32 protein-coding genes are annotated in these 19,130 nt (G+C 66.0%); 18 read left to right on the top strand and 14 right to left on the bottom strand.

Annotated elements, in window-relative coordinates:
• Positions 1–14: 14 nt before the first annotated feature.
• The 7 genes from ACFT32_RS17760 to ACFT32_RS17730 all read right to left on the bottom strand — a co-directional run bounded on the left by ACFT32_RS17760 (position 15) and on the right by ACFT32_RS17730 (position 2,869).
• Positions 15–377: a hypothetical protein gene (locus tag ACFT32_RS17760; protein ID WP_382489932.1), complete on the bottom strand. Its 363-nt coding sequence runs from the start codon at positions 375–377 to the stop codon at positions 15–17.
• Positions 374–664: a hypothetical protein gene (locus ACFT32_RS17755; protein ID WP_382489930.1), complete on the bottom strand. Its 291-nt coding sequence runs from the start codon at positions 662–664 to the stop codon at positions 374–376. The genes ACFT32_RS17760 and ACFT32_RS17755 overlap by 4 nt, the downstream gene beginning before the upstream one ends.
• Positions 661–897 (bottom strand): hypothetical protein, encoded by a 237-nt coding sequence (locus ACFT32_RS17750; RefSeq protein WP_382489928.1) that lies wholly within the window; start codon positions 895–897, stop codon positions 661–663. The genes ACFT32_RS17755 and ACFT32_RS17750 overlap by 4 nt, the downstream gene beginning before the upstream one ends.
• Complete coding sequence (locus ACFT32_RS17745; RefSeq protein WP_382489926.1) at positions 897–1,049, bottom strand: hypothetical protein; 153 nt, start codon at positions 1,047–1,049, stop codon at positions 897–899. The genes ACFT32_RS17750 and ACFT32_RS17745 overlap by 1 nt, the downstream gene beginning before the upstream one ends.
• Positions 1,050–1,517: 468 nt before the next feature.
• Complete coding sequence (locus tag ACFT32_RS17740; RefSeq protein WP_382489925.1) at positions 1,518–1,760, bottom strand: hypothetical protein; 243 nt, start codon at positions 1,758–1,760, stop codon at positions 1,518–1,520.
• Positions 1,761–1,844: 84 nt separating this feature from the next.
• Complete coding sequence (locus tag ACFT32_RS17735) at positions 1,845–2,369, bottom strand: hypothetical protein (protein WP_382489923.1); 525 nt, start codon at positions 2,367–2,369, stop codon at positions 1,845–1,847.
• A complete protein-coding gene (locus tag ACFT32_RS17730; protein WP_382489921.1) occupies positions 2,366–2,869 on the bottom strand; it encodes a hypothetical protein in 504 nt (167 codons plus the stop codon). Before ACFT32_RS17730 ends, ACFT32_RS17735 begins: the two co-directional genes overlap by 4 nt.
• A 2,521-nt stretch (positions 2,870–5,390) precedes the next feature.
• Here ACFT32_RS17730 and ACFT32_RS17725 point away from each other — a divergent pair.
• Positions 5,391–5,744, top strand: a complete 354-nt coding sequence (locus ACFT32_RS17725) for a hypothetical protein (protein ID WP_382489919.1) — start codon at positions 5,391–5,393, stop codon at positions 5,742–5,744.
• Positions 5,745–5,879: 135 nt separating this feature from the next.
• On the top strand, positions 5,880–7,013 hold the full coding sequence (locus ACFT32_RS17720; protein ID WP_382489917.1) for an adenosine deaminase: 1,134 nt from the start codon (positions 5,880–5,882) through the stop codon (positions 7,011–7,013).
• A gap of 281 nt (positions 7,014–7,294) precedes the next feature.
• Here the strand turns inward: ACFT32_RS17720 and ACFT32_RS17715 are convergent, their stop codons facing one another.
• Together ACFT32_RS17715 and ACFT32_RS17710 are read right to left on the bottom strand one after the other, a co-directional pair.
• Positions 7,295–8,314 (bottom strand): hypothetical protein, encoded by a 1,020-nt coding sequence (locus ACFT32_RS17715; RefSeq protein WP_382489916.1) that lies wholly within the window; start codon positions 8,312–8,314, stop codon positions 7,295–7,297.
• Positions 8,311–8,604 carry a multiprotein-bridging factor 1 family protein gene (locus ACFT32_RS17710; RefSeq protein WP_382489914.1) on the bottom strand — a complete coding sequence of 98 codons (294 nt, stop codon included), beginning with the start codon at positions 8,602–8,604 and terminating at the stop codon, positions 8,311–8,313. Before ACFT32_RS17710 ends, ACFT32_RS17715 begins: the two co-directional genes overlap by 4 nt.
• Positions 8,605–9,088: 484 nt before the next feature.
• Here ACFT32_RS17710 and ACFT32_RS17705 point away from each other — a divergent pair, with 484 nt between their 5' ends.
• Complete coding sequence (locus ACFT32_RS17705) at positions 9,089–9,289, top strand: hypothetical protein (RefSeq protein WP_382489912.1); 201 nt, start codon at positions 9,089–9,091, stop codon at positions 9,287–9,289.
• Positions 9,290–9,353: 64 nt separating this feature from the next.
• On the opposite strand, the gene ACFT32_RS17700 is transcribed toward ACFT32_RS17705, so the two are convergent.
• Positions 9,354–9,734: a hypothetical protein gene (locus tag ACFT32_RS17700; RefSeq protein WP_382489910.1), complete on the bottom strand. Its 381-nt coding sequence runs from the start codon at positions 9,732–9,734 to the stop codon at positions 9,354–9,356.
• A gap of 424 nt (positions 9,735–10,158) precedes the next feature.
• Here ACFT32_RS17700 and ACFT32_RS17695 point away from each other — a divergent pair, with 424 nt between their 5' ends.
• From ACFT32_RS17695 to ACFT32_RS17685, 3 genes are read left to right on the top strand one after another with little or no spacing between them, the layout of a single operon-like run.
• Entirely contained in the window at positions 10,159–10,551 is a 393-nt protein-coding gene (locus ACFT32_RS17695; RefSeq protein WP_382489909.1) for a hypothetical protein, read from the top strand.
• Entirely contained in the window at positions 10,535–10,837 is a 303-nt protein-coding gene (locus ACFT32_RS17690; protein WP_382489907.1) for a hypothetical protein, read from the top strand. The genes ACFT32_RS17695 and ACFT32_RS17690 overlap by 17 nt, the downstream gene beginning before the upstream one ends.
• Positions 10,838–10,866: 29 nt before the next feature.
• On the top strand, positions 10,867–11,199 hold the full coding sequence (locus ACFT32_RS17685; protein WP_382489905.1) for a hypothetical protein: 333 nt from the start codon (positions 10,867–10,869) through the stop codon (positions 11,197–11,199).
• Between the two features lie 65 nt (positions 11,200–11,264).
• Here ACFT32_RS17685 and ACFT32_RS17680 read toward each other — a convergent pair whose 3' ends face one another.
• Complete coding sequence (locus ACFT32_RS17680) at positions 11,265–11,471, bottom strand: hypothetical protein (protein ID WP_382489903.1); 207 nt, start codon at positions 11,469–11,471, stop codon at positions 11,265–11,267.
• 176 nt (positions 11,472–11,647) lie between these two features.
• Here ACFT32_RS17680 and ACFT32_RS17675 point away from each other — a divergent pair, with 176 nt between their 5' ends.
• The 7 genes from ACFT32_RS17675 (at position 11,648) to ACFT32_RS17645 (ending at position 14,204) form a co-directional block, all read left to right on the top strand.
• Positions 11,648–12,115 carry a hypothetical protein gene (locus ACFT32_RS17675; protein ID WP_382489902.1) on the top strand — a complete coding sequence of 156 codons (468 nt, stop codon included), beginning with the start codon at positions 11,648–11,650 and terminating at the stop codon, positions 12,113–12,115.
• 200 nt (positions 12,116–12,315) lie between these two features.
• Positions 12,316–12,546, top strand: a complete 231-nt coding sequence (locus tag ACFT32_RS17670) for a hypothetical protein (RefSeq protein ID WP_382489900.1) — start codon at positions 12,316–12,318, stop codon at positions 12,544–12,546.
• On the top strand, positions 12,536–12,931 hold the full coding sequence (locus ACFT32_RS17665; protein WP_382489899.1) for a hypothetical protein: 396 nt from the start codon (positions 12,536–12,538) through the stop codon (positions 12,929–12,931). The genes ACFT32_RS17670 and ACFT32_RS17665 overlap by 11 nt, the downstream gene beginning before the upstream one ends.
• 5 nt (positions 12,932–12,936) lie before the next feature.
• Positions 12,937–13,290: a hypothetical protein gene (locus tag ACFT32_RS17660; RefSeq protein ID WP_382489897.1), complete on the top strand. Its 354-nt coding sequence runs from the start codon at positions 12,937–12,939 to the stop codon at positions 13,288–13,290.
• Positions 13,291–13,335: 45 nt separating this feature from the next.
• The gene (locus ACFT32_RS17655; protein WP_382489895.1) at positions 13,336–13,509 is read left to right on the top strand and encodes a hypothetical protein; all 174 of its coding nucleotides are present in this window, start codon (positions 13,336–13,338) and stop codon (positions 13,507–13,509) included.
• Positions 13,502–13,825 (top strand): hypothetical protein, encoded by a 324-nt coding sequence (locus ACFT32_RS17650; RefSeq protein WP_382489894.1) that lies wholly within the window; start codon positions 13,502–13,504, stop codon positions 13,823–13,825. Before ACFT32_RS17655 ends, ACFT32_RS17650 begins: the two co-directional genes overlap by 8 nt.
• 67 nt (positions 13,826–13,892) lie before the next feature.
• A complete protein-coding gene (locus tag ACFT32_RS17645; protein ID WP_382489892.1) occupies positions 13,893–14,204 on the top strand; it encodes a hypothetical protein in 312 nt (103 codons plus the stop codon).
• Positions 14,205–14,369: 165 nt separating this feature from the next.
• Here the strand turns inward: ACFT32_RS17645 and ACFT32_RS17640 are convergent, their stop codons facing one another.
• Together ACFT32_RS17640 and ACFT32_RS17635 are read right to left on the bottom strand one after the other, a co-directional pair.
• Entirely contained in the window at positions 14,370–14,615 is a 246-nt protein-coding gene (locus ACFT32_RS17640) for a DUF397 domain-containing protein (protein ID WP_382489890.1), read from the bottom strand.
• The gene (locus ACFT32_RS17635; RefSeq protein WP_382489888.1) at positions 14,608–15,495 is read right to left on the bottom strand and encodes a DUF5753 domain-containing protein; all 888 of its coding nucleotides are present in this window, start codon (positions 15,493–15,495) and stop codon (positions 14,608–14,610) included. The genes ACFT32_RS17640 and ACFT32_RS17635 overlap by 8 nt, the downstream gene beginning before the upstream one ends.
• Positions 15,496–15,633: 138 nt before the next feature.
• Between ACFT32_RS17635 and ACFT32_RS17630 the strand changes: the two genes are divergently transcribed.
• From ACFT32_RS17630 to ACFT32_RS17610, 5 genes are all read left to right on the top strand, one after another.
• Positions 15,634–16,086 carry an ATP-binding protein gene (locus tag ACFT32_RS17630; protein WP_382490734.1) on the top strand — a complete coding sequence of 151 codons (453 nt, stop codon included), beginning with the start codon at positions 15,634–15,636 and terminating at the stop codon, positions 16,084–16,086.
• Between the two features lie 22 nt (positions 16,087–16,108).
• A complete protein-coding gene (locus tag ACFT32_RS17625) occupies positions 16,109–16,459 on the top strand; it encodes a hypothetical protein (RefSeq protein ID WP_382489886.1) in 351 nt (116 codons plus the stop codon).
• Positions 16,460–16,715: 256 nt separating this feature from the next.
• The gene (locus ACFT32_RS17620; protein WP_382489884.1) at positions 16,716–16,877 is read left to right on the top strand and encodes a hypothetical protein; all 162 of its coding nucleotides are present in this window, start codon (positions 16,716–16,718) and stop codon (positions 16,875–16,877) included.
• Positions 16,878–17,236: 359 nt separating this feature from the next.
• The gene (locus ACFT32_RS17615) at positions 17,237–17,419 is read left to right on the top strand and encodes a hypothetical protein (RefSeq protein ID WP_382489882.1); all 183 of its coding nucleotides are present in this window, start codon (positions 17,237–17,239) and stop codon (positions 17,417–17,419) included.
• 89 nt (positions 17,420–17,508) lie between these two features.
• The gene (locus ACFT32_RS17610; protein ID WP_382489880.1) at positions 17,509–18,381 is read left to right on the top strand and encodes an aKG-HExxH-type peptide beta-hydroxylase; all 873 of its coding nucleotides are present in this window, start codon (positions 17,509–17,511) and stop codon (positions 18,379–18,381) included.
• A gap of 4 nt (positions 18,382–18,385) precedes the next feature.
• Here ACFT32_RS17610 and ACFT32_RS17605 read toward each other — a convergent pair whose 3' ends face one another.
• Positions 18,386–19,066: a pentapeptide repeat-containing protein gene (locus ACFT32_RS17605; protein ID WP_382489878.1), complete on the bottom strand. Its 681-nt coding sequence runs from the start codon at positions 19,064–19,066 to the stop codon at positions 18,386–18,388.
• Positions 19,067–19,130 lie beyond the last annotated feature (64 nt).

Raw genomic sequence — 19,130 nt, 5'->3', positions numbered from 1 at the left:
CGACCGGTAGCCATCTACGCGACCACGCTGTCCACGGTCTCCTGGACGATGGTCAGGTGGTGGGCCAGCTTCCCCTCGACCCGTTCGATCGCGCCCTCCCACCGGTCACCGGCCAGCGCGTCGGGCAGACGCTCGATCATGGCGAGCTGCTCCCGCAGCTCCGCCGCCTTGGCCAGGAGGGTGCCGTGCGCCCGCAGCCGGTCGAGGCCGCACTGGATCATGTGGATTGCGCTGTCCAGCAGCTCGCCCGAGTGCCCGTACTCCGTGGCCAGGTATTCGAGATCCCGTTGGACCGAACTGATCTCTCGGCCGGCCGCATCGTCATGCCGGTCCGCGACGCGGTGCTCAGCCGCGAACTCAACTCGCCTTACGCTCATGCTGCGTTGACTCCTTCCTTGTTGACGATTGCGGGGAGTACCGGCGAGGCCGTTTCGCCCATGCCGCCGCGCCACCATCCCGGGTGCAGCAGGTTCGGGCGCAGGATGGTCGCGGCCGGGGTTTCCTGCCGGTTGAAGAACACCGGCTTCGTCGCGCTGCTCGTGCACTCGGGCACGTTCTCCGGTGCGGTGCCGGGCGGGAAGTCGGTGGCGAAGATGACCCAGTTGGCGCGGATCATCGGCAGATCGTCGCCCGGGTCCTGGTGCAGAACGGGGATCGTTCTCATGACTTGCTCACCAGCCGAAGCGCGGGCGTGTCCGGGACAGCCGGGTTGAACGGGTGCTCGGCGATCTGCCGCCAGTCCAGGGCCGCGTTCCGGCCGTGGCCCATGGCGATCAGCAGCTCGGTCGCCAGGCCGTCCACGTCCTCGACGCTGGCCGTGGTGATCGGGTAGAAGCCGATCGTCGCGGCGGTGAAGCAGTCGTAGACCTCGACCGTGAACACGGTCATCTGCTGCATCACTTCGCGCCGCCGATCTTGGCCGGGTCGATCACGACCGTGCGGCCGTTCTCGTCCGTGGCCCGGATGCTGCCGACCGCCAGGGCGAGCGCCGTACCCAGCTCCAGGAAGGTGCGGGGGCGGCCGGACTTGTCGGTGATCTTGTACGTCATGCTGCGGATTCCTCTCCGAACTGGAAGATCACGGGCGCCACGGGGCGGCCGGCCTGGGGGGCGGCCGGCTGAATCTCGGGCGCGGAAAACGTGAGGGGCCGTACCGGCTCGACCGGTGCCGACTCGCGCGGGTAGGTCTCAGGCACGATGTGGACCGGGGAGCCGTACATGCGGGAATTGCGGTGCGTCCCTGCTCTGCCTCGGACCGGGACAACCCCCACTGGCCCCACAGCGTGCGCCTGCTGCTGTTCTCCTCGATCACCAGCCGGAACGTCGGCGCAGCGCCGATCGACCACAGCACGCGTCCGGCCACGTCGATCAGCCGAACGCCGCCGGGGAACCAGTCGGAGCGTCCGCCGAAGAATCCCCGAGCGTCGTGAATGGCGCGTGCCTTTTCGTCCTTCGACCAGACCCGCCCGTAGTAGGTGGTCCAGGTCTCGCGCTCATCGAACATCTGAAGCCGGATCGTCATAGCGGCATCCGCTCCAGCTTCCGGCCCTCGATTTCCAGGCGCAGCTTCCTGCGTGCCCGGCCCGTCTGCGCGTGCAGCTCCGCCGATACCTTCGGCTTGAGCAGCCCGGTGTAGGCCAACTGACGCACTGCGGCCAGGTTGACGTTTACGTTGGCGAGCAGCATTTGACCGGCAAGGTCGCTGCGGTGCTCACGAATCACAACACGCCGCTGACCGGCACGCTTCAGAGCGGTGTGCATTTGATCGCCCCCTTTCTGGGCATGGAAAAGGGCGCCGCTCCGTGACGATTTCTCGCCCGGAATGGCGCCCCTGGTGTGGGTGGATCAGTTCTCCACCGCGTAGCGGACCGAGTTGCCGTGCAGCCGCGCGTAAACGTGCACGGTCTTGCCGTCCCGCTCGACGCCACCGAGCGACAGCCACTCGCGCGACAGCAGGCCCTTGTCCTTGGCGATCTTGGCCAGGTTCTTGGCCTGCTCAGGCAGGTCACCGACCTTGACCGGCGTCGGCGCCGTGGCCGGACGTGCTCCGTCGGGGATGTCCGGGACCGGGGCGGGCGTCGGCTCACCCGTCGCCGCCTGCCAGATGGAACGCTGCGGCATGTCGGACGGCTTGGGGGCCCGACGGGCCGGAGTGTGGGGGAGTTCGGCCGGACACGGCTTGGCTCCGTAGGCCGCGCTCACCGTGGCGCGCGTCGTGACGAGATTCTCCGCAGCGAGCAGACCGAGGGACGAATGCGCGCCCGTGGCGGAGAATTCGGCGCCGCGCATGTGGTCGAGAAACTCCAGGGACTTACGGCGAGTGGCGGCGGTACGTGCGCGCTTACGGGCGCGAGTGGCGGAACGGCTCATGATCCCTTGTGCTCCTTTTCCAGGGTGCGAACGATCCGGCGGAGTTCCCGAACCTTGCTGCTGTACGTGTCGCGTGCGATGCCCGTAGCGGAGCGCTGCATTTTCAGCGCGTAGTCACGGGCCGCGCGCATGTCTGCGATAACGCGTCGGTCGTAGATGGGGGAATCGGCGTCAACGCGTACGAGGAATTCGTATCCGCTGTTTTCGTCGTGACCCATGCCACGGGTGAACGATCCGGGCGCGTAGGTAGGGGAGTTCCCCAGTTCCTTGGGAGCGTCCGAAACAATGTGCCGCTTAGGCGTACGCAGGTTCTTGCCCGTGTGGCGCGCGTGCGGTGCGTTGACCTTTGCGCCCGTGCGCTCACCACGAAGATTGATCTTCCCCCGGTAGTCCACCCGGTGAGTCTTGGCTTTGTGGCTACGCGTGTCCGGCTTAGCGTCCGTGCGGGGGGCGGGGGGACCGAAAGAAACCGTTCCCGCTCCGTAAAAGCTACCGCTCATGACGTCCCCTCCTTTCGTGTGAGTTCAGTTCGTTGTCAGTTCAGTACGCGCGCTAGGTCTTGCGCCTAGTCAGATCACCCGAGATTTCCGAGCGTCAGAGCTGATATTCGCGCGCCCCATTTCCTTTTTGGGTTTGTGTCGCTCTAGGCATCCACCCATGACCCCGCATCCACGGCCGATCATTTGGGGGAGGGAATCCGAGCACGTGTGACACTCTCCCCCGCCACGGGGGGTGTCTACGCGGTAGCGGTTCAATTCGGGGGGTGTCCGGCACTATTGGCCCTTTCAGGCCGCCATTCACCCACGCTGCGAGTCTCCGCAGCATGGTTCAACGGGCATTGACGTCATCCGGGGGGACCCTTGCTATGTCCCCTGCCGATTTCTGCCGTAACCAGCCGCCTACCAGCGCACGCGCTAGCGGTTCGGTTCTGTCGTCCCGTGTTACCGGTCCCCCTGCCGTTGCACGTTTCCGCGCACGGCTCAAGATTCCGTTGCAAATGTCTCGTGACTTCGAAAGTTCAAGGGCACGGAAAACCGCGCGTGTGAAATCACCGGTGAGACACTCACGTCCCTACACAACTACCTTTCGTGTCAGGAAATCGCCGCTCAACTTCCAACCCTTGCCAGGGCTTAACCGAATGGTGGCCCCATGCCCACGCTTCACAGCGTTGACAGAAAGCTGACCAAACGGCCGTCCGGAGGATTCGCCCCCGCATGGGGAATGTGTGCACTGGCGTGCGCAGGGGCGAAACGATGGGACGGGAAATCGGCAACCGAGACCGTAAAGGCTTAGATGACGCCCCTAGGGGCGGATTTAGCCACGGTCACGCATGGCGAGGAAATAACGCCATGGGTGCCAGGAACCGGGTTAGAACCGGCGTCACACCCGCTAAACGCACGGGTGCCATAGGGCACGTGCGGGGAATTTCCCCCGCCCCTCTCACCTCCCTTTCTTCGCCCCCGCCGCGCCCCCCGGTTTGGGGGGCGTCTCCGTTGCGGTGACATGGAAGACATTAGGTGTTCGCTAGGGCTCTGTGAACACCTTTCCTGTAATCGTTTGAGCGCAGCGAGTGATATACGCAGGTCAAAGGCGAATTCGAGGGCTAAAGAATCATGAAAACTGGGGGGAAATCTCAAATACTGAGACGCTTGGGGTGTCCGTTCTGCCCCAGAGAATCCTGACAATGCACACCATGCCGACTAGTTCCTTACTAGGTATGGCATGCCGGTGCGAGCTAGGGCATTCAAGGCGCAAAATTCACAAGCGCTCTTGATTATCACGGGAAGCTAAAAAAGGGCCTCTGACCTGCGCTTTTGTCAATTTGCTGACAGTGCGTCAGATTGGCCGACGGGGCGCCCCGACGACGGCCGAAATCACGGAGCGTGGCGAAAATCGCCGAAAATCGGGGAACTTTGACGCTACGTAACCGCGCCCCTGTGTGCCTCCCTGGGGGCCGTTCCCCCCGCCGGGGGCCGTCCGTCCGGCGACGCTCCCCGGGGCCCGGACGTGCCCGGTGACGTGCTCGCACGGTGCCAGCAACGGGCGCGCGCACCCCCGGAGTTGCCACCCCCACGGGCCTACGCGGGCGCGTGTGAGCCTGTCTCGGCGCGCGGGTCGCTCGGTACCCTCACGGGGTCCGGCGCGTCAGAGGGGCGCTCAGCGCCTCGCCTCCACATACCAGGGCATGACGGACACGCCCTAGAAAATGCCAGGGCGCGAAAATTCGGGGGTTCTAGGGCATCTGCCGTCTCTGCCTACCTATGTGAGTAGAGAGAGGATGATCACGCTTGCCCCGCTGTGCAGCTTGTGCCTTGCTTGTGCGCTCTCGCGGCCTACGCGTGGCATGCAGTGCTCTGAGGTGGTAACTCCCCCATGCCCTAGAAATGAGCTATGCCAGGGCCGCACCGTATATGACGAAGTGCCTCATAAGGGCAGTGCCTCACGCTTTGAGGCTTACGCGGGGTAACAGAACCTCTGCACTACATGCACTACATGTCGGCATTTGCTGAAATTCGCTGAGCAAACCGACATGACGCGCTCCGGTTACCTCACGCTACGAGCATGGGTGGTCACTCTGCGCCCATGATTACTTGGCGTAAGGGATATTACGCCAAGTAACTCCGGGCATAGGCTGACATGTGAGGCTTTTAGGGTAGGTGGGGCCTTTGTTGCAGACCCGGGCATGACTCACAATCGTGACTAGCACCCCAACTCGCCCAAAGCGCCGCGAATGCCGCGCGGGGGTCGAATCCCTGCAAAAGGGACCCCCCACCGTTAAACGGGCAAACCGGACACCGGGGGGCCTGGGCGCTCAGACGCATATCGGCCCTCCCTCCAGAGGCAGTGTCCGTGCCGCCGGCAGTGGCCGAGGGCTCCGGGGCTCCCGACTCTAGCGGCCGGCGGGGCGATGCAACTTGTGGCGCAGGTCACATCGCCAATTCCATGATTTATTGCCGGTTCGGGTCCCTGCCAGGGCTGAGGGGTGACGGCACACCACTCAACCTGGAGGACCCCATGCCCATGCCTTGCCCAGCAGAAGCGGCGCTGAGGGCCGACGAGGTGCGTGAGCTGAGCGCTTTGCCCGGGGCGGACTTCCTGGTCGACACCGAACCGCGCGAGTGCGACTTTGGCCGGCACGCGCCCGGTACACAGCACGCGACTCTCGCGCAGATGCAGTACGTCGCGCCTGGAACACTCGTCTACTGGTGGCTGCTGTGGGACGACGCCGGCCACCGGGAGCTGCGGGTCGCGCAGGGGTGCCCGCAGCTCGTTGTCGACGAGACCTGTCTGCTCGTCGAAGGCCATCCCGGAGCGTGCGACCAGTCGACGGGCTTCACGCGCGAGGAGCTAGCAGGCTGGACGGGGGTGAATTAGGCGTCGGCCCCGTACGCAAGCACGTGGGCCTCGCAACGGCCCTCACTGCTCTCTGTGGGCCCTCGTTCCCGCAACCTGCACGGGGTCGACTGCGCGCCCCTGCTCTTCTACGCGCGTAGGGGCTAGAGTGCCGAAATGACGAGCGAGACCACCACCCTTCCGACCAGTGAACAGATCCGCCGCGCCCCGAAGGTGCTCCTCCACGACCACCTCGACGGCGGGCTCCGGCCGGCCACGGTCGTCGACCTGGCGCGTGAGACCGGCTACGAGGGACTGCCCGAGACCGACCCCGACAAGCTCGGCGTCTGGTTCCGGGAGGCCGCCGACTCCGGCTCGCTGGAGCGCTACCTGGAGACCTTCGCGCACACCTGCGCCGTCATGCAGACCCGCAAGGCGCTGATCCGCGTGGCCGCCGAGTGCGCCGAGGATCTCGCCGCCGACGGCGTCGTCTACGCCGAGGTGCGCTACGCGCCCGAGCAGCACCTGGAGAAGGGCCTGAGCCTCGAAGAGGTCGTCGAGGCCGTCGACGAGGGCTTCCGGGAAGGCGAGCGGAGGGCACGCGAGAGCGGCCACCGCATCCGCGTCGGCGCCCTGCTCACCGCGATGCGGCACGCGGCCCGCGCGCTGGAGATCGCCGAACTCGCCAACCGCTACCGCGATCTCGGCGTCGTCGGCTTCGACATCGCGGGCGCCGAGGCCGGTCACCCGCCCACCCGGCACCTCGACGCCTTTGAATTCCTGAAGCGCGAGAACAACCACTTCACCATCCACGCCGGCGAGGCTTTCGGGCTGCCCTCGATCTGGCAGGCGCTCCAGTGGTGCGGTGCCGACCGGCTCGGTCACGGCGTGCGCATCATCGACGACATCGAGGTCAAGGACGACGGCACGGTCCACCTCGGCCGGCTCGCCGCCTATGTGAGGGACAAGCGCATTCCGCTGGAGATGTGCCCGACCTCCAACCTCCAAACGGGCGCTGCCAGTTCGTACGCCGAGCACCCGATCGGGCTGCTGCGCCGGCTGCGGTTTAGGACCACGGTCAACACGGACAATCGTTTGATGTCCGGAACGAGCATGAGCCGTGAATTCGAGCATCTTGTCGAGGCATTTGGTTACACGCTTGGGGATCTCGAATGGTTCTCCGTCAATGCGATGAAATCAGCGTTCATTCCTTTCGATGAACGCCTCGCGATGATCAGTGACGTCATCAAGCCCGGTTACGCCGAGTTGAAATCCGAATGGCTGTTTCCTGAGCCGGGTACGCGCGGCTAATCGCGCTGGGTTGGTCGGCGAAGCGGTTTCCGGCGTGCACCAGCTCAGGCCGGCGGCCCCCCTCGGGGGTAGGGGAACCACCGGCTGGTCCGCTCATGCCCGGCCGACCGCCTGACGAAGCGTTACCGACTCGTGATTGCGGCTGCGGGACGCATTTTTTCGCTCGCGCGAGCGCCTGGCGGGTGCCGGCGCTCGCCCTCGGAGGTTGCGTGAGACGTAGCGAAGCCCTCCTGGCCGTGTGCTCCAGGAGGGCTTCGTCATGGCCGGCCGCGCCGGCACCTTCACACCGGGACGGGCTTGCCGTGGCCGCCGGTGGGGTCGGGGACCTCGGTGTGCTCGTGGCCGCCGTCGTCGCCACGGCAGTAGGGGCACCAGGGCTGGTACGTGCGGTGGAAGCGGTTGACCAAGGCGGAGGCGATGAATAGTGCGTTGATGGTGAGGGTGGCCGTCGTGGCGGCCGGAGTGTTGTCGAAAGTGAACTGCACCGTGATGGCAGCGAATGCGGCGAGCCAGTAGAAGCGCCGGCCCTTGTGGTCGACGGTGAAGACCCAGGACTTCGAGGCCGCGTATTCCGGGGCGTCGACTCGGAACTCCGTCACGCATGTCTCGCACAGGTTTTCACTGTGCCGGGCGTCGGCGGCGTAGGCCGCCAGGACGAGGATCATCATGACGCTGGTGATGCTGCTCCAGGGCCCCTGCTCCGGGATGAAGAGGACAGCGGCGACGACTCCGAGGATGGAGCCGACGACGAACCAGTGGCTGCGGTGGCAGAAGCGCCGGACGTGCTCGGCGAGCCTCTGGGCGCGGGGGGAGGGTTCGCGCGTCGGGAGGTGGCTGCGGTTGCGGACCCTGAAGAGGTAGGCAGCCAGGAGGCTCAGACCGATCCACAGGAGGCCGGTGATGATGGCGGTGTAGAGGGGGGCGATCCTGTCGTTCGGGACGTCGGCCTTGGTGGGCCGGATGATCGGTGTCACCACGAGGAAGACGGCGGCGCCGGCGATGGCGATGGGCCAGGTCCGTGCGTAAGCGAGCACCAGGCGGTAGCGGCGCTTCTTGAGGTCTTCGCCGGTCCTTTCGTGGCGTTGGCACGTCGGGTGGTACCCGTGCGATCCCATGTGGAAGATCAGCAGGATGGTGCTGAGGACCATGAGGGTCCATTGGCCGACGGCGAACGCCCAGTGTTTGTCGCTGAGTTGTCCCATCGCGACTGCTGCGGGCATGAAGAGCGCGACGAAGAAGAGCCCCCGGCACGCGAGCCACATCAGGAATCGGCTGCTGGTGTAGAAGAAGGTGCCTTTCACGGTTTTTCGACGTCCTTTTCGAGAGTCACGACGAGTTTGACGCCCATGGCGTTGGCGATGCGCAGGAGCGTGCTGAGCTGGGGGAGTTTGCTGGCGCTCTCCAGTCGGGAGACGTGAGGCTGCTTCATGTCGGCCTCGTCGCCGAGCTGGCGTTGGGACCAGCCGAGTTCGTTGCGTGCGTCGGCCACGGCCTGGGCGATGGCGTAGGCGAGGTCTCGTTCGGTGAGGGGCTGGAAGGTGGCCGGCACCGTGCGGGGTGGTGAGGTGTTGCGCTGCTGTACGTCGCTCATACCAACAGAGGTATGGCATACCGCTGGTGGTATGTCAAAGGTCGCAGGTGGCGGCCTGCGTCCAACTGGCGCGAACGCAGGTGCAATTGCGCTACGGTGACTGTCCGTCCCGATGAAGGAACGAGTGCCCCGCCGTAGGAGCCTGCCGTAGAAGGCGCACAAGGTGACCGCAAGGCGGGGCACTCGCATGTCCGGGCACAGGTGGCGTGGGATTTTTTCGTCGCGTCGCCTGCCAGCGCAGGCGCCGTGGAGTGGGGTCACTCGTTTGGGGGATTCTGGCGGTAGTACGGGCGTCGTAGCGTGGGTTGTGCAAGCCCCGGTGGACCGCTGGTCGTAGGCCATGTCGCCGGGGCTTCGTCATGCCCGGAACGAGGCTGATGTCATATGCCAGTTCAGGCAGGCGCAATTGCGCGTGCGGTTGCAGGGCGTACCGTTCCGGCGTGGGTCTGACGCCGCGTGGGTGGCGCGAGGGACGGAGAGGCCGATGACGACGCACTTCCAGCAGCTCCTCGTTGAGGCCGCGCGCAGTGAGACGCGGGACATGGCGGCGCTACGTCGCGCGGGGGTGTACCTGATGCCGGTCGACCTGGAGCACTGCCCCCGGCATCCGAGGAAGGCGCTCGCGCAGAACTTCGTCGGTCTGCTGGTGTGTCCGCACGAGGACTGCCAGCCGGACCGTGGGTGAGCAGGCATGAGCAAGGCCCCGCAGCCGGCCGTGTAGCGGCTGCGGGGCCTTCGCGTGTTTCGGGTCAGAAGCAGCGGCAGCGGAGGGGGCGGATGCGGAACCAGAGGCGGAAGACCTTCCGCACCTTGAACTTGCGTACGTCGTGCTGGCCGGGGCGCGTGAAGTCTCGGCGGAAGTGCCAGAACTGCCGGGCGTTCGGGCAGGTGGTGCAGTCGTGGTTGTACTGGGCTTCCTCTCCGGGGCGGCGCGGCCGGCGGGCGTTGCAGAGGTGGCAGGCCGTCTCGTTGTTGGCGTCCAGGCGCGCGGCGAAGTCTGTGGCGATGCGCTCCATGGAGCGGCGGGTCTGCTCGGCGGCTTCCTCTTCGCTGATCGGGGGGTGGGCGGCGCGGAACAGCGCGCCGGCGGCTTCGAGGAGTTCGTCGATGTTCGTGGTGGTTTCTGCCATAACGCGGAGAGTAGACCAACTTGGTTGGCCGCGTGGGGCGTTGGGATATTTGGTGCTCAACACGTGAAGGAATAACCGTGAGTTAGGAACTTTCGGCGAAATCTCAGCAGGTGAGAGGCGATCTCGGGCATCTTGGACATCGCCACTGGCGGGCGTGTGCACACAGTGCTACGACTCACCCATTCGAGTGATGGAATTAGAAATTCCCGAGGCCCGCGTGACTAATGCAGCGGGTTATGGGTTGATGGCTGTGCGTGCACACGGGGCAGGGCCTCCGGCGCTCCCCCCCAGTCGGGAGCCCTGCCTGCACGTCTCCGAGAAGGGTCCGGCGTAACCAGTCGGCACGGCGTCATCCCCCCGACGCTGTGTCTCCCACCTGGTTACGCCGGGCCTTCCGTTTTCGAGGGGAGAAGGAGGAGGGCTCATGCCCAGTGAAGACGTTCTGGACAAGGTCGAGGTCGGCCCGAGTGGATTGCCGTTCACCTACGGGCTGGACGGAAAACCGGTGACGCTGCGGGTGGCCGCCGAGTTGTACGAGGACTTCGAGCGGCGGGTCCTGTACACGACGCCGGTCACGCTGCCCGACGGCAGGCCGGCCATCGTGCGGACCCTGTGTCTGGTCTTCGACGACGAGGCCGCGACGGAGATGGTGCCCGAGGATCACGTCCCCCAGGTCTTCGCCTCCGCCGCCTACCACCCCACAGGATGGTGTCTCCACAGGCTGTGGACGTACGGCTCGCCGGAGGAGGCGAAGGCCGCTCACCCGGAGGCCGTGGAGGAGTTCACGTCAGGACGGGCCCGTGTCGCGGCGGCATAGCCCCACCGGGGCGCAGGTCGCCGAAAGCCACCTGATCGTGCCTCGCGTCGAGGACGACGATGTCGGCCTGGTGGTGGAAGTGCGCGGGGTCCAGTGGGACTCCCACAGTCGCCGGTGGTGGGTCCTCCTGGCGGAGCAGCGGATGTACCGGCTTCCCGTCGAACTGTCCGACTGGGCAAGGAAGTTGGACCACGACGCACGCCGGCGCTTCCTCACCCTTCCCAAGGTTGTCGCCTTTCGAGAATCGGGCGGGCGGACGACTGCGCGGGTGCTGTCGGCGACGTGATACCCGAGGGGGAATGATCAGTGGCACACATGAAATTCCAGGGCGGCGTCCGGGCACAGAAACTCAACGAGGTCCGTACGCTGAGCGAGTTCCGTATCGGCGAGACCGGTATGAAGGTGCAGCTCTACGAGATCTGGAGCGACCCGGAAACGGGCCTGGCGTGGATTGACTGCTACAACGGAACGTTCCGCCTGCCGGCAAGGCTCTTCGACTGGGCCGAAGAGGTCGAGTCCCAGGCCCACCAGGTCGTCGGGCACCGGGATCTATTCCCCTGCTGGTCCGTCTTTACGGAGGACGCTGCGACCGGCGAGATCTTGGTGGAGATTTTTCCCCACGGCTACAAATCACCGTTCCGCAGATGAAAGCCGCACCCCCCGGTACACAAGGGGGTGCGGCTCCTGCGTGGTGCCTCGCGGCGGAATCAGTCTCACACGGCGTCGGCCTTTGCGGGGTCCGCCATTCGTAGGAGTTCCTGGATATCCTCGGGCTGATTCGACCAGCGCCAGCGATGCCCGTCCCAGACCACCATCTGCCGGTGGCTGTCGCAGTAGAAGAAATGGCCCGGCTCCGTGCGCCTCGGCGGCGCCAGCACAACCAGGGCAGACACAACGCAGTCGCAGGCGCACAGCGTCATCGACCCTCCCCGTCCGCCGGCTCGACGCACACGGAGCGCCAGTGCCAATTACGGCACAGCGGACAGTAGAGATAGTCCATTCGAGTGTCGTTGATTTCTTTCCCGCAGTCGGGACACACGGCGCTGGGTTCCTGCGCTGAATTCATGAGGGGAGCGTAATCGTTAGCATTCGCAGCATGGTGGAAGACAAGTCCGGGGACGACGCGCGTCTCCTCAGCTTGGCGTACGTCGAATTCTTCGCGAAGGGCGACCGCAAGAGCATGCGGTTGATGGAGCGCGATGCGCGGCTTATGGCCCGGCTGATGGGCAACTTCGCGCTGTTCCTCATGGATGCAGTGGTCATCCCGGTGCAGCACGGCATCTCCTGGACGGACGGCTGGGTCGAGGTCGACTACCGCAGCCGCACCGACCCGGAGTTCAAGGCCACGCTGATCAGGCGCGGCCGGTACCGCCGCCTGGCCAAGGGCTACACGCTGCGGCCCAAGCGCCGGCTGCGGCGGACCGCCCGCGACGCGGCAGGGATGCTGTGCATGGCGTGGGTGGCCGAATACGGGGAGGACAGGTCGGTTTCGCCGGCCGACGCTGTCGTGGAGATGCTTGGCGACTTGCGGCCGAGGTTCTGCCAGACGGGTGACGCACTTTGAAATGCGTAACCGACCGGCCGGCTACCCCGTTTCCCTATACGAAGGCCGCGACGTTCCGTGACGACGACGGTGCCGCTCTCGCTCTCCTGAGTGGCAGGGACGTCGCGGCCGGAGAGCGAGACCCCCCACTGAACTGTTCCCGGTGGGGGGTCTCGCTCTTTCCCCAGTCGAAAATGGTCCCCGATGGAAAACTCATGACTATGACCGAGACAATGCGGGTGCTGAAGTGCCTCCGCGACAACGAGCACTGCACGCTCGCCCAAGTGGCGGCCACGACGGAAATCCCGACGGGCCGGGTCTTCGCCGCCCTGGGCGCCCTCGTCCGCAACCGTCAGGCCGCCAGAGTCCCCCGCGAGGGGCTCCAGCGCTACACGGTCACCGAGGCCGGCCGCACGCAGGTCGAGAGCTGGGAGGTGCGCCATGCCGGCTGACGACACCAGCGCACGTCCGATGGCCGAGCTGCTGTACTCCATCTCCCAGGAGCTGCACCTGGACCCTGCCTGCCGCGCCGGCGTCCACGAAAAATGCCGGTACGTCGACCAGTTCAGCGGCCTGACGTGCTGCTGCCCCCTGTGCGAGCACACGGCCCTCGACGGTGCCCCGCCGCCGGTCACCCTCCCCCTGCTGCACCTGGCCGAGGAAGGCCGCCCACGCAACGGCTACACCTACCTCGAAGGCGAGTGCCTCGGCGTGCGCTCCAACCTGTACGAACTCATGGTCCGCCTGCTGGAGCGCAACGCACACCAGCCGCACCGGTCGAGGGTCGCCTACGAACTCGCCCTCGGTACCGCCCTGCTCTTTGCGCCCAGGGGGTGAGCCTCATGTACCAGCTCCGGTTCCCCAAGGGGTTCAGGCGGCCCGAGGAGTACGGCTGGCAGGTGACCAATCCGATCGTGCCTCACCAGCGGCTCCAGGCCGCGATGCAGGAGCTGCACCGGTTCGGGTTCGTCTCCACGCAGTTCACGCGCTGGCAGATCCCGTTCCGGTTCCCGGCCGGCCTCGTCTTCATGGGGTACGACTCCGACACCGACCAGTACTACGGCATGTACACCCCGCCATTCGAGTGTCGGGAAAGGAAAGTCACCCGCCTCGAAATCTGGGAAGAAATCCGGTCGGGTGTCGGCTCATCGGAGGGTTCCCCTGCGACACGGGTTGTGCCGCCGCCTACGCAATAGACAGCCGTGCAGTATGGCGTCAGCTTCGTTTGGAAGGACGCCCATATGGCTGACGTCGTTCAAATGCCCGCATCGGTGGCCGGCCCGATGAAAGCGGTCGTGGCCGGCCTGCTCACCACCAACCGCAGCAAAGTCGAAGTCGTCCTCAAAATCGGGTGGGAAGCCACCCCCGACGGCACCCTCGTTCCCGTCCCGCTCCTCACCATCCGCAATGGCTGAGCCCGACGAGAAGGAAATGGACGTCTACACCGAGCGCGCCCACCTCCTGGCCGTGCTCGTCGCCCTCTTCGGCGGCGTCCTCTCCTACACCGACCCGCTGACCCCCGGCTGGCCCGTGCTGTACATCGAGTCACCCACCGGCCAACTCGCCTGGCACATTCACCCGGACGACGTCTGGCTCTTCGACAAGGTCCCCGTCGTCGACCACTACCCCTGGGACAACCACAGCGTCAGAGCTAAGTACAAGCGCATCCGAAAGCTCACCAAGCAGCTCCCGAAAATGACCTACGCAAAACCCCAGTACGGCAATCCCTGAATTACCCGGGGCGAATTCAGCGGCGGCACCGTGAAGAGGTTACCGCCCTGAAGACGAGGTGATCTGCATGCCTCTGGTCCGACGCCCCAACCCCCACTGGGATGCGTTCCAGGAGGTGTTCCCCGGCACCCCCACCGGCGGTCCGAGGACCCAGCTCGCCGCCGGCTGGCCATCGGAGCTTCCCGACCCCCGCCCCGGCGGCACCCCGGCGCTCGCTGCGGCCTCCCTGCCGCGACTGACCGCCCAGCCGGGCACCGCACCCGTCCGAGGACGCCCCACCCGCTCCCAGCTCGGCCTCGGCTCCCCCGGTGCCGCACCCACCGGAGCACCGTCCATGGGCCACGGCCGCAGCTCGATATTCATGGCACCCACTTACTGACCCCGGAGGTCTCCCATGTCCAGCGTCATCGACGTCTTCGTGTCCGTCACCGTCCAGATCACCGCGCTCCTCGGCATGTCGTAGCCATGCCGTGAAGACATGACGAAGGCCCGCTCCCCTGTAACGAGGAGAGCGGGCCTTCAGGTTGCGCGCCTCCGAATGTGCTCAGACGCCGGGGACGAGTCCGGGCTGGTCGGCCTGGACGCCACCGACGAAGGCGTTGTACTCGCCGTCGGTCAGCCAGATCTTCTGCTCCTGGTTGATCGAGTGCCGCAGCACCCAGCCGCCCTCCAGGCGAGCGACTTCGAGGCAGTCACCCGTACCACCGCCGCCGGAGAGTTCGGACTTGGTCCAGGCAGCACCCGTGAGGTCCTGGTCCATGAGCGCCTTGAGGGCCTGTTCCTTAGTCACGCGACATCTCTTTTCTAATTGTCCTGATCATTTCCAAGGAGTCCTCCGGAGAGAGCGCCAGGTCACGGGAGGCTTCGACGAAGCCCTTCACACCCCGCACTTCCCTGGTGCTCTTCCGGAAGGTCATACCCGTCATTGCGTCGAACGCTGCGACAGGGGTCTCATTCGATCCACCGAACTCCAGCAGGTGGAAGAAGTAGGTCAGCGTTGCGCCAGCCTCGAACATGATGACGCGGAACGTCACTCCGTGATCCTCGGCGTCTGTGAGGAGACCGTCGAGTTGCTCCAGCATCACACTACGGCCGCCGACCTGCTGACGCAGAGCCGCTTCACCGATGATCGCTTCCACGGCCGGCCTGTTGGCCTTCTCGAAGATCCTTCGCCGGTTGGTGCGCAGCTCAACCGACCGCTCCACGAGGGGTGCCGTCGCTGTCGACTTGGTGAGGTGCTTGGTGATCGCGTGTGCGTACGCCGATCTCTGGAGTAGTCCAGGCACGACGTTGCCCGCGCAGGTGACGATCTTCGTCGCCGCGTCCTCGTAGGCCACGAACTCGATCAAGCTCTCCGGGAAGTCGTTCTGGAAGGACTGCCACCATGAGCTGGAGATGGCCTGGCCTTCTTCGAGCATCGTCCTCAATCGGACGCTGGTCTCCACGTCCGCGCTGTAGAGCTTGAGGAGCCGGTCAAGCTCCCACGGCTCAGGCCAGGCGTCGCCCCGCTCCAGGCGGGAAACGCGGTCGGGGCCCTTGCGCTTGATCGCCTTGCCGGCGTCTTGCTGCTTGACCGTCGCGCCGTCGGCGGTGCGGGCAGCGAGACGCAACTGCGTGAGCGCTCCGCCGAATCTTTGGCGCGCGACCATGCCTGCGGTACTGACCGCCACGGCGGGCCCTCCTCATGTCGCTTTGTAGTCAACCCGCAGAGTAGCGCGAGAGCACGCCAGAGGGCACTTGTGAGGGTATTTCGGCCCACCCGGTTGCAAACGCAGGTGCGTTTGCACCACACTCGCAATCACGCGCCGATGGGGATGTGTTGCGGTGCGTCACATACGTGGCCAAACCATGGCCGCGTGCTGGAGGTTGCAATGCACACGGATCAGCACGCAGTTACGGATCGGGTGGCGGAGAGGGTCTTCCCTCGGGCCCCTGAACAGGTAGGACGGGCTCGCCGGTGGGCGGCGTCTGTGTACGCCGACGCCGGTGCCGATCCTGACGCCTGCTATCTGCTCGTGAGCGAGGTGGCCACCAACGCCGTCATCCACGCAACCGGCGCGGACTTCACGGTCCGCATCCATCAGGACGAGCTGTGGATCGAGCTTTGGGACGGGTCCCCCGTGGAGCCGCAGCGCAGACAGGCCCGTCCTGACTCGGAGGGCGGCCGGGGGCTGGAGCTGCTCGACTTAATGGCTCCGGGGTACGAAGTCGTGCTCGGCACGACGGGCAAGTGCGTTTGTTTCCAGCCCAAGTTGGGCTGACAGCCGTCGCGAGGAGGCACGCGTGGGACCGCAGGTGCACGTCACCCTGCTCGACGAGGACCATCTAATCGACGATCCCTGCCCCGATCAGCCCTTTCGGCTCACCTTCCAGGGCTGGTGGCAGGACTCCCCCGAGGGCGGCCACCGTGTGGCCGATCTCAATCTCCGCATGGACTCAGCCGATCTTGCCGACCTCCGGGCCCAAATACGCGCCCAGGAGCTGGCGTTGGCAAGTCGAGCACGCCGACAGGCGGAGGCGGAGGCGGACGAGCGCGCGAGGGGCACGCAAGTCGCCTGGCGCTACACCGGCCCTTCACCCCACGACCCGGGCGTCCTCGCACGCGTCAGAGACGCACTTCTGGAGAAGCTGTAGACCCGTGGCCTGGCCTGTACCGCGCTCTGGAGGGCCAGGCCACGTCTTGACTCCCGTCCTGGTGTGCGGACGGGGGGACGCGGGGCTCCCATTCCCGCGTCCACGAGGCCCGGCCGGCACCATCGTGACCCCTTTCGGTGCTGGCCGGGTCCTCAATCCCATGGGCTGCTGCCGAGCCCCTGTTCCTCCGGCCGGCAGCGGGGCCGCCCCGTCGTGCGGATGTCGGGGCGGCTCACATGATCAAGGAGTTCTGCGTATGCGCAGGCGTAAGCGCCGCAGGCCCAGCGACACCGGGGTGATCTGCCTCGCGGTGGGGCTGTGCGGGCTGACCGTCCTGGTTGGTTCGGTCTTCATGATTCTCGCCGTCGTTCGCCACGGCGAGTGGTGCCCCGGCTGTGCAGAGGACGAATCCCTGTAATCGAGGGACGTCGCTTCAGCCACGGACTTTCCCATTTCACGAGGGGGTGATTTAGGGATCGGATTCAAGCCAATCGCGCGTTAATCTTCCTGGGCTGGCTGACGCCATTTCCTCCCCGCGCGGAGAGTCGGCCCAGGAATTCAACGTGCCCTTTTCCGGGCTGCCGATAGCGGCATCTCCGGGCTTTTGGCATGCCCGAATTCAGGTGCAGGATTTTGGCATATTCCATTTCCTAAGAATCTTGCTTTTCGGTGTTTCCGGACCCCGGATTGGTAGGTAACTTTCTCCACGGCGAGAGCGTCGGCAATCCGGCGGCAAAGATCCCCTCGCCAAACCTTCGCGATTCACAGGAGGCAGTAATGACGAATCCCCCCGGGCCCACCCCGCCGGCCAAGACCATGCCGGCCGCGCACCTGACCGGGCTCGTGCTGGCGGTGCAGGACGACCCGCAGGGTCTGCCGGCCGCCATCCGGGGCCGCGTCGCCAGCTCCCGCCAGGACGGCCACCTTCTGATGATGGGCGGCTGGACCGACTCCCAGTGACGCTCTGACGTCGCACCCCTTCGTGTGCCCCGGGCCTGGGCCGTTCCCCGGCCCGGGGCACACCCCGTCTGATCCCGAAGGAGCTACCTGTGCACTTCCTCAACGTCGGCCACCTCAGCGAGATGACCGCCCGCTTCAGCCACGCCATGACCGGCGCGTACCCCGAGGACGCCGACGCGGTGCCGGCGGCCTACCGCGAGGCCATCAAGCCGCTGCGCCCCATGCCGGCCGAGGAGATCGGCATCTCCGTCTCCTACGAGGACGGCGCCTGGGCGCAGCACTGCCGCGAGGAGAAGATCTTCGCCCACATCGTGGGCCCCGCCACGGCTTCCGACGGGCCCACCCGCGAGCGCTGGGACGGCCACATTCGCGCCGCCGTCCAGCTCATCCACGACATGAACCCGGACCTGGGCCGGTGGGTGGACCTGTTCGTCACGGACATCGTGGTCTTCAACTCCGGTGCGGACGGCGGCGGAAGCGCCAACACGTTGCCCGGGGTGGTGCTGATGAGTCCCAGCGACGAGTGGGAGGTCATGCAGTACGCGGAGTGCATCGTCCACGAGGGCCTGCACACCGCGCTGTTCATCCTCGACGTCGTCGAGCCGCTCTTCACCCTGCCGCCCTCGGAGCTGGAGAAGGACGAGTACCGGGCGTTGTCCGCCGTCAAGATCGGGCAGAAGCGGCCCCTGCACGCCGCCTTCCACGCCGCTGTGGTGGCAGTCCCGCTCATGTACATCGAGCACCGGTTGGGCACCGGCGACCTGGTGGAGAAGTACAGCGCTTCGCTGCGGGACGCGTGCGCCGACATGCAGGTCCAGCGAGAGCAGTTCACGGTGTACGGGCGGATGCTGCTCGACGAGATGACGGAGTGGGCCGAGACCCTCGACTTCGACGAGGTCGAGCGGAGCATCTCCCACCCCGACTACAGCGGGTACAAGCCGGTGTCGGTCGCGGCGGCCTGACGGGTCAATGCTCGATCGCAATTCCTGCTTCACGTGCGAGGCTCAGGCCCAGTTCCATGGCGCCTGGGCCTCGTACTGTTGCGCCCTTCAGGCCGGCCGTGCCGCCGATGTCGAGCATGGTGCAGTTCACGAACTCGACCCGGGTCATCTTGGCGTTGGCGAACTGGGCGCCGGTCAGGTCGCACTGCTCGAACGTGACGTGCGCCAGCTCGGCGAACTGGAAATCGGCCTGCTGAAGATTCACCTCGCGGAGAATGACGCGCCGGAGCTTGGAGTGCCGGAACTGGGCCATGTCGGCACGGCAGCCCTCGAACGTGACGTCGGTGAACTGTCCCGAGGACCAGTGGGAGCCGGTGAGCCGACTGGTGGTGACCGTGCTCTTGAGCAGCGAGGTGTCCTGGGCCCGGAGGTTGGCGAAGTCGACGTTGTCGCACACCAGGTCGCTGAGCACGCACCGCGTCAGCGAGGTTCCGTTCAGGCGGGCACCGGCGAGACGCGACTGCTCCAGCTCGACGATTTCGACCGCCCGCCCGCTGAGGGGGGTGCCCTCGAAGAGGACGGCCTTGAGTACGGCGTCGTCCTCGAACTCCTCGGCCTCAGCCGGCCGGGGGTTGGGGTTCACCTTGGGCTTGGCCGGCGCCTGGATCGGGGCCTGGTACACGTCGCGCTGCCTGACCGGCGTCATCCTGCTCTCCTTCGAATACGGCGAGTGACGCAGCGTAGCAGCGTGGCGACAGGCGCGAGGACGG

The organism is Streptomyces sp. NPDC057002, from assembly GCF_042673825.1.
GTDB lineage: Bacteria > Actinomycetota > Actinomycetes > Streptomycetales > Streptomycetaceae > Streptomyces.
Note: the sequence above shows the minus strand (reverse complement) of the source record. Positions and strands in the feature narration are given on the sequence as shown.

Coding starts and splice junctions, on each gene's coding strand:
- ACFT32_RS17705 (WP_382489912.1), top strand. CDS start 9,089: ATGACGACGCACTTCCAGCAGCTCCTCGTTGAGGCCGCGCGCAGTGAG.
- ACFT32_RS17730 (WP_382489921.1), bottom strand. CDS start 2,869: ATGAGCGGTAGCTTTTACGGAGCGGGAACGGTTTCTTTCGGTCCCCCC.
- ACFT32_RS17725 (WP_382489919.1), top strand. CDS start 5,391: ATGCCTTGCCCAGCAGAAGCGGCGCTGAGGGCCGACGAGGTGCGTGAG.
- ACFT32_RS17655 (WP_382489895.1), top strand. CDS start 13,336: ATGGCTGACGTCGTTCAAATGCCCGCATCGGTGGCCGGCCCGATGAAA.
- ACFT32_RS17750 (WP_382489928.1), bottom strand. CDS start 897: ATGCAGCAGATGACCGTGTTCACGGTCGAGGTCTACGACTGCTTCACC.
- ACFT32_RS17630 (WP_382490734.1), top strand. CDS start 15,634: ATGGGGATGTGTTGCGGTGCGTCACATACGTGGCCAAACCATGGCCGC.
- ACFT32_RS17760 (WP_382489932.1), bottom strand. CDS start 377: ATGAGCGTAAGGCGAGTTGAGTTCGCGGCTGAGCACCGCGTCGCGGAC.
- ACFT32_RS17670 (WP_382489900.1), top strand. CDS start 12,316: ATGACCGAGACAATGCGGGTGCTGAAGTGCCTCCGCGACAACGAGCAC.
- ACFT32_RS17755 (WP_382489930.1), bottom strand. CDS start 664: ATGAGAACGATCCCCGTTCTGCACCAGGACCCGGGCGACGATCTGCCG.
- ACFT32_RS17675 (WP_382489902.1), top strand. CDS start 11,648: ATGGTGGAAGACAAGTCCGGGGACGACGCGCGTCTCCTCAGCTTGGCG.
- ACFT32_RS17615 (WP_382489882.1), top strand. CDS start 17,237: ATGACGAATCCCCCCGGGCCCACCCCGCCGGCCAAGACCATGCCGGCC.
- ACFT32_RS17710 (WP_382489914.1), bottom strand. CDS start 8,604: ATGAGCGACGTACAGCAGCGCAACACCTCACCACCCCGCACGGTGCCG.
- ACFT32_RS17700 (WP_382489910.1), bottom strand. CDS start 9,734: ATGGCAGAAACCACCACGAACATCGACGAACTCCTCGAAGCCGCCGGC.
- ACFT32_RS17645 (WP_382489892.1), top strand. CDS start 13,893: ATGCCTCTGGTCCGACGCCCCAACCCCCACTGGGATGCGTTCCAGGAG.
- ACFT32_RS17650 (WP_382489894.1), top strand. CDS start 13,502: ATGGCTGAGCCCGACGAGAAGGAAATGGACGTCTACACCGAGCGCGCC.
- ACFT32_RS17720 (WP_382489917.1), top strand. CDS start 5,880: ATGACGAGCGAGACCACCACCCTTCCGACCAGTGAACAGATCCGCCGC.
- ACFT32_RS17665 (WP_382489899.1), top strand. CDS start 12,536: ATGCCGGCTGACGACACCAGCGCACGTCCGATGGCCGAGCTGCTGTAC.
- ACFT32_RS17745 (WP_382489926.1), bottom strand. CDS start 1,049: ATGACGTACAAGATCACCGACAAGTCCGGCCGCCCCCGCACCTTCCTG.
- ACFT32_RS17605 (WP_382489878.1), bottom strand. CDS start 19,066: ATGACGCCGGTCAGGCAGCGCGACGTGTACCAGGCCCCGATCCAGGCG.
- ACFT32_RS17735 (WP_382489923.1), bottom strand. CDS start 2,369: ATGAGCCGTTCCGCCACTCGCGCCCGTAAGCGCGCACGTACCGCCGCC.
- ACFT32_RS17695 (WP_382489909.1), top strand. CDS start 10,159: ATGCCCAGTGAAGACGTTCTGGACAAGGTCGAGGTCGGCCCGAGTGGA.
- ACFT32_RS17740 (WP_382489925.1), bottom strand. CDS start 1,760: ATGCACACCGCTCTGAAGCGTGCCGGTCAGCGGCGTGTTGTGATTCGT.
- ACFT32_RS17620 (WP_382489884.1), top strand. CDS start 16,716: ATGCGCAGGCGTAAGCGCCGCAGGCCCAGCGACACCGGGGTGATCTGC.
- ACFT32_RS17680 (WP_382489903.1), bottom strand. CDS start 11,471: ATGACGCTGTGCGCCTGCGACTGCGTTGTGTCTGCCCTGGTTGTGCTG.
- ACFT32_RS17685 (WP_382489905.1), top strand. CDS start 10,867: ATGAAATTCCAGGGCGGCGTCCGGGCACAGAAACTCAACGAGGTCCGT.
- ACFT32_RS17660 (WP_382489897.1), top strand. CDS start 12,937: ATGTACCAGCTCCGGTTCCCCAAGGGGTTCAGGCGGCCCGAGGAGTAC.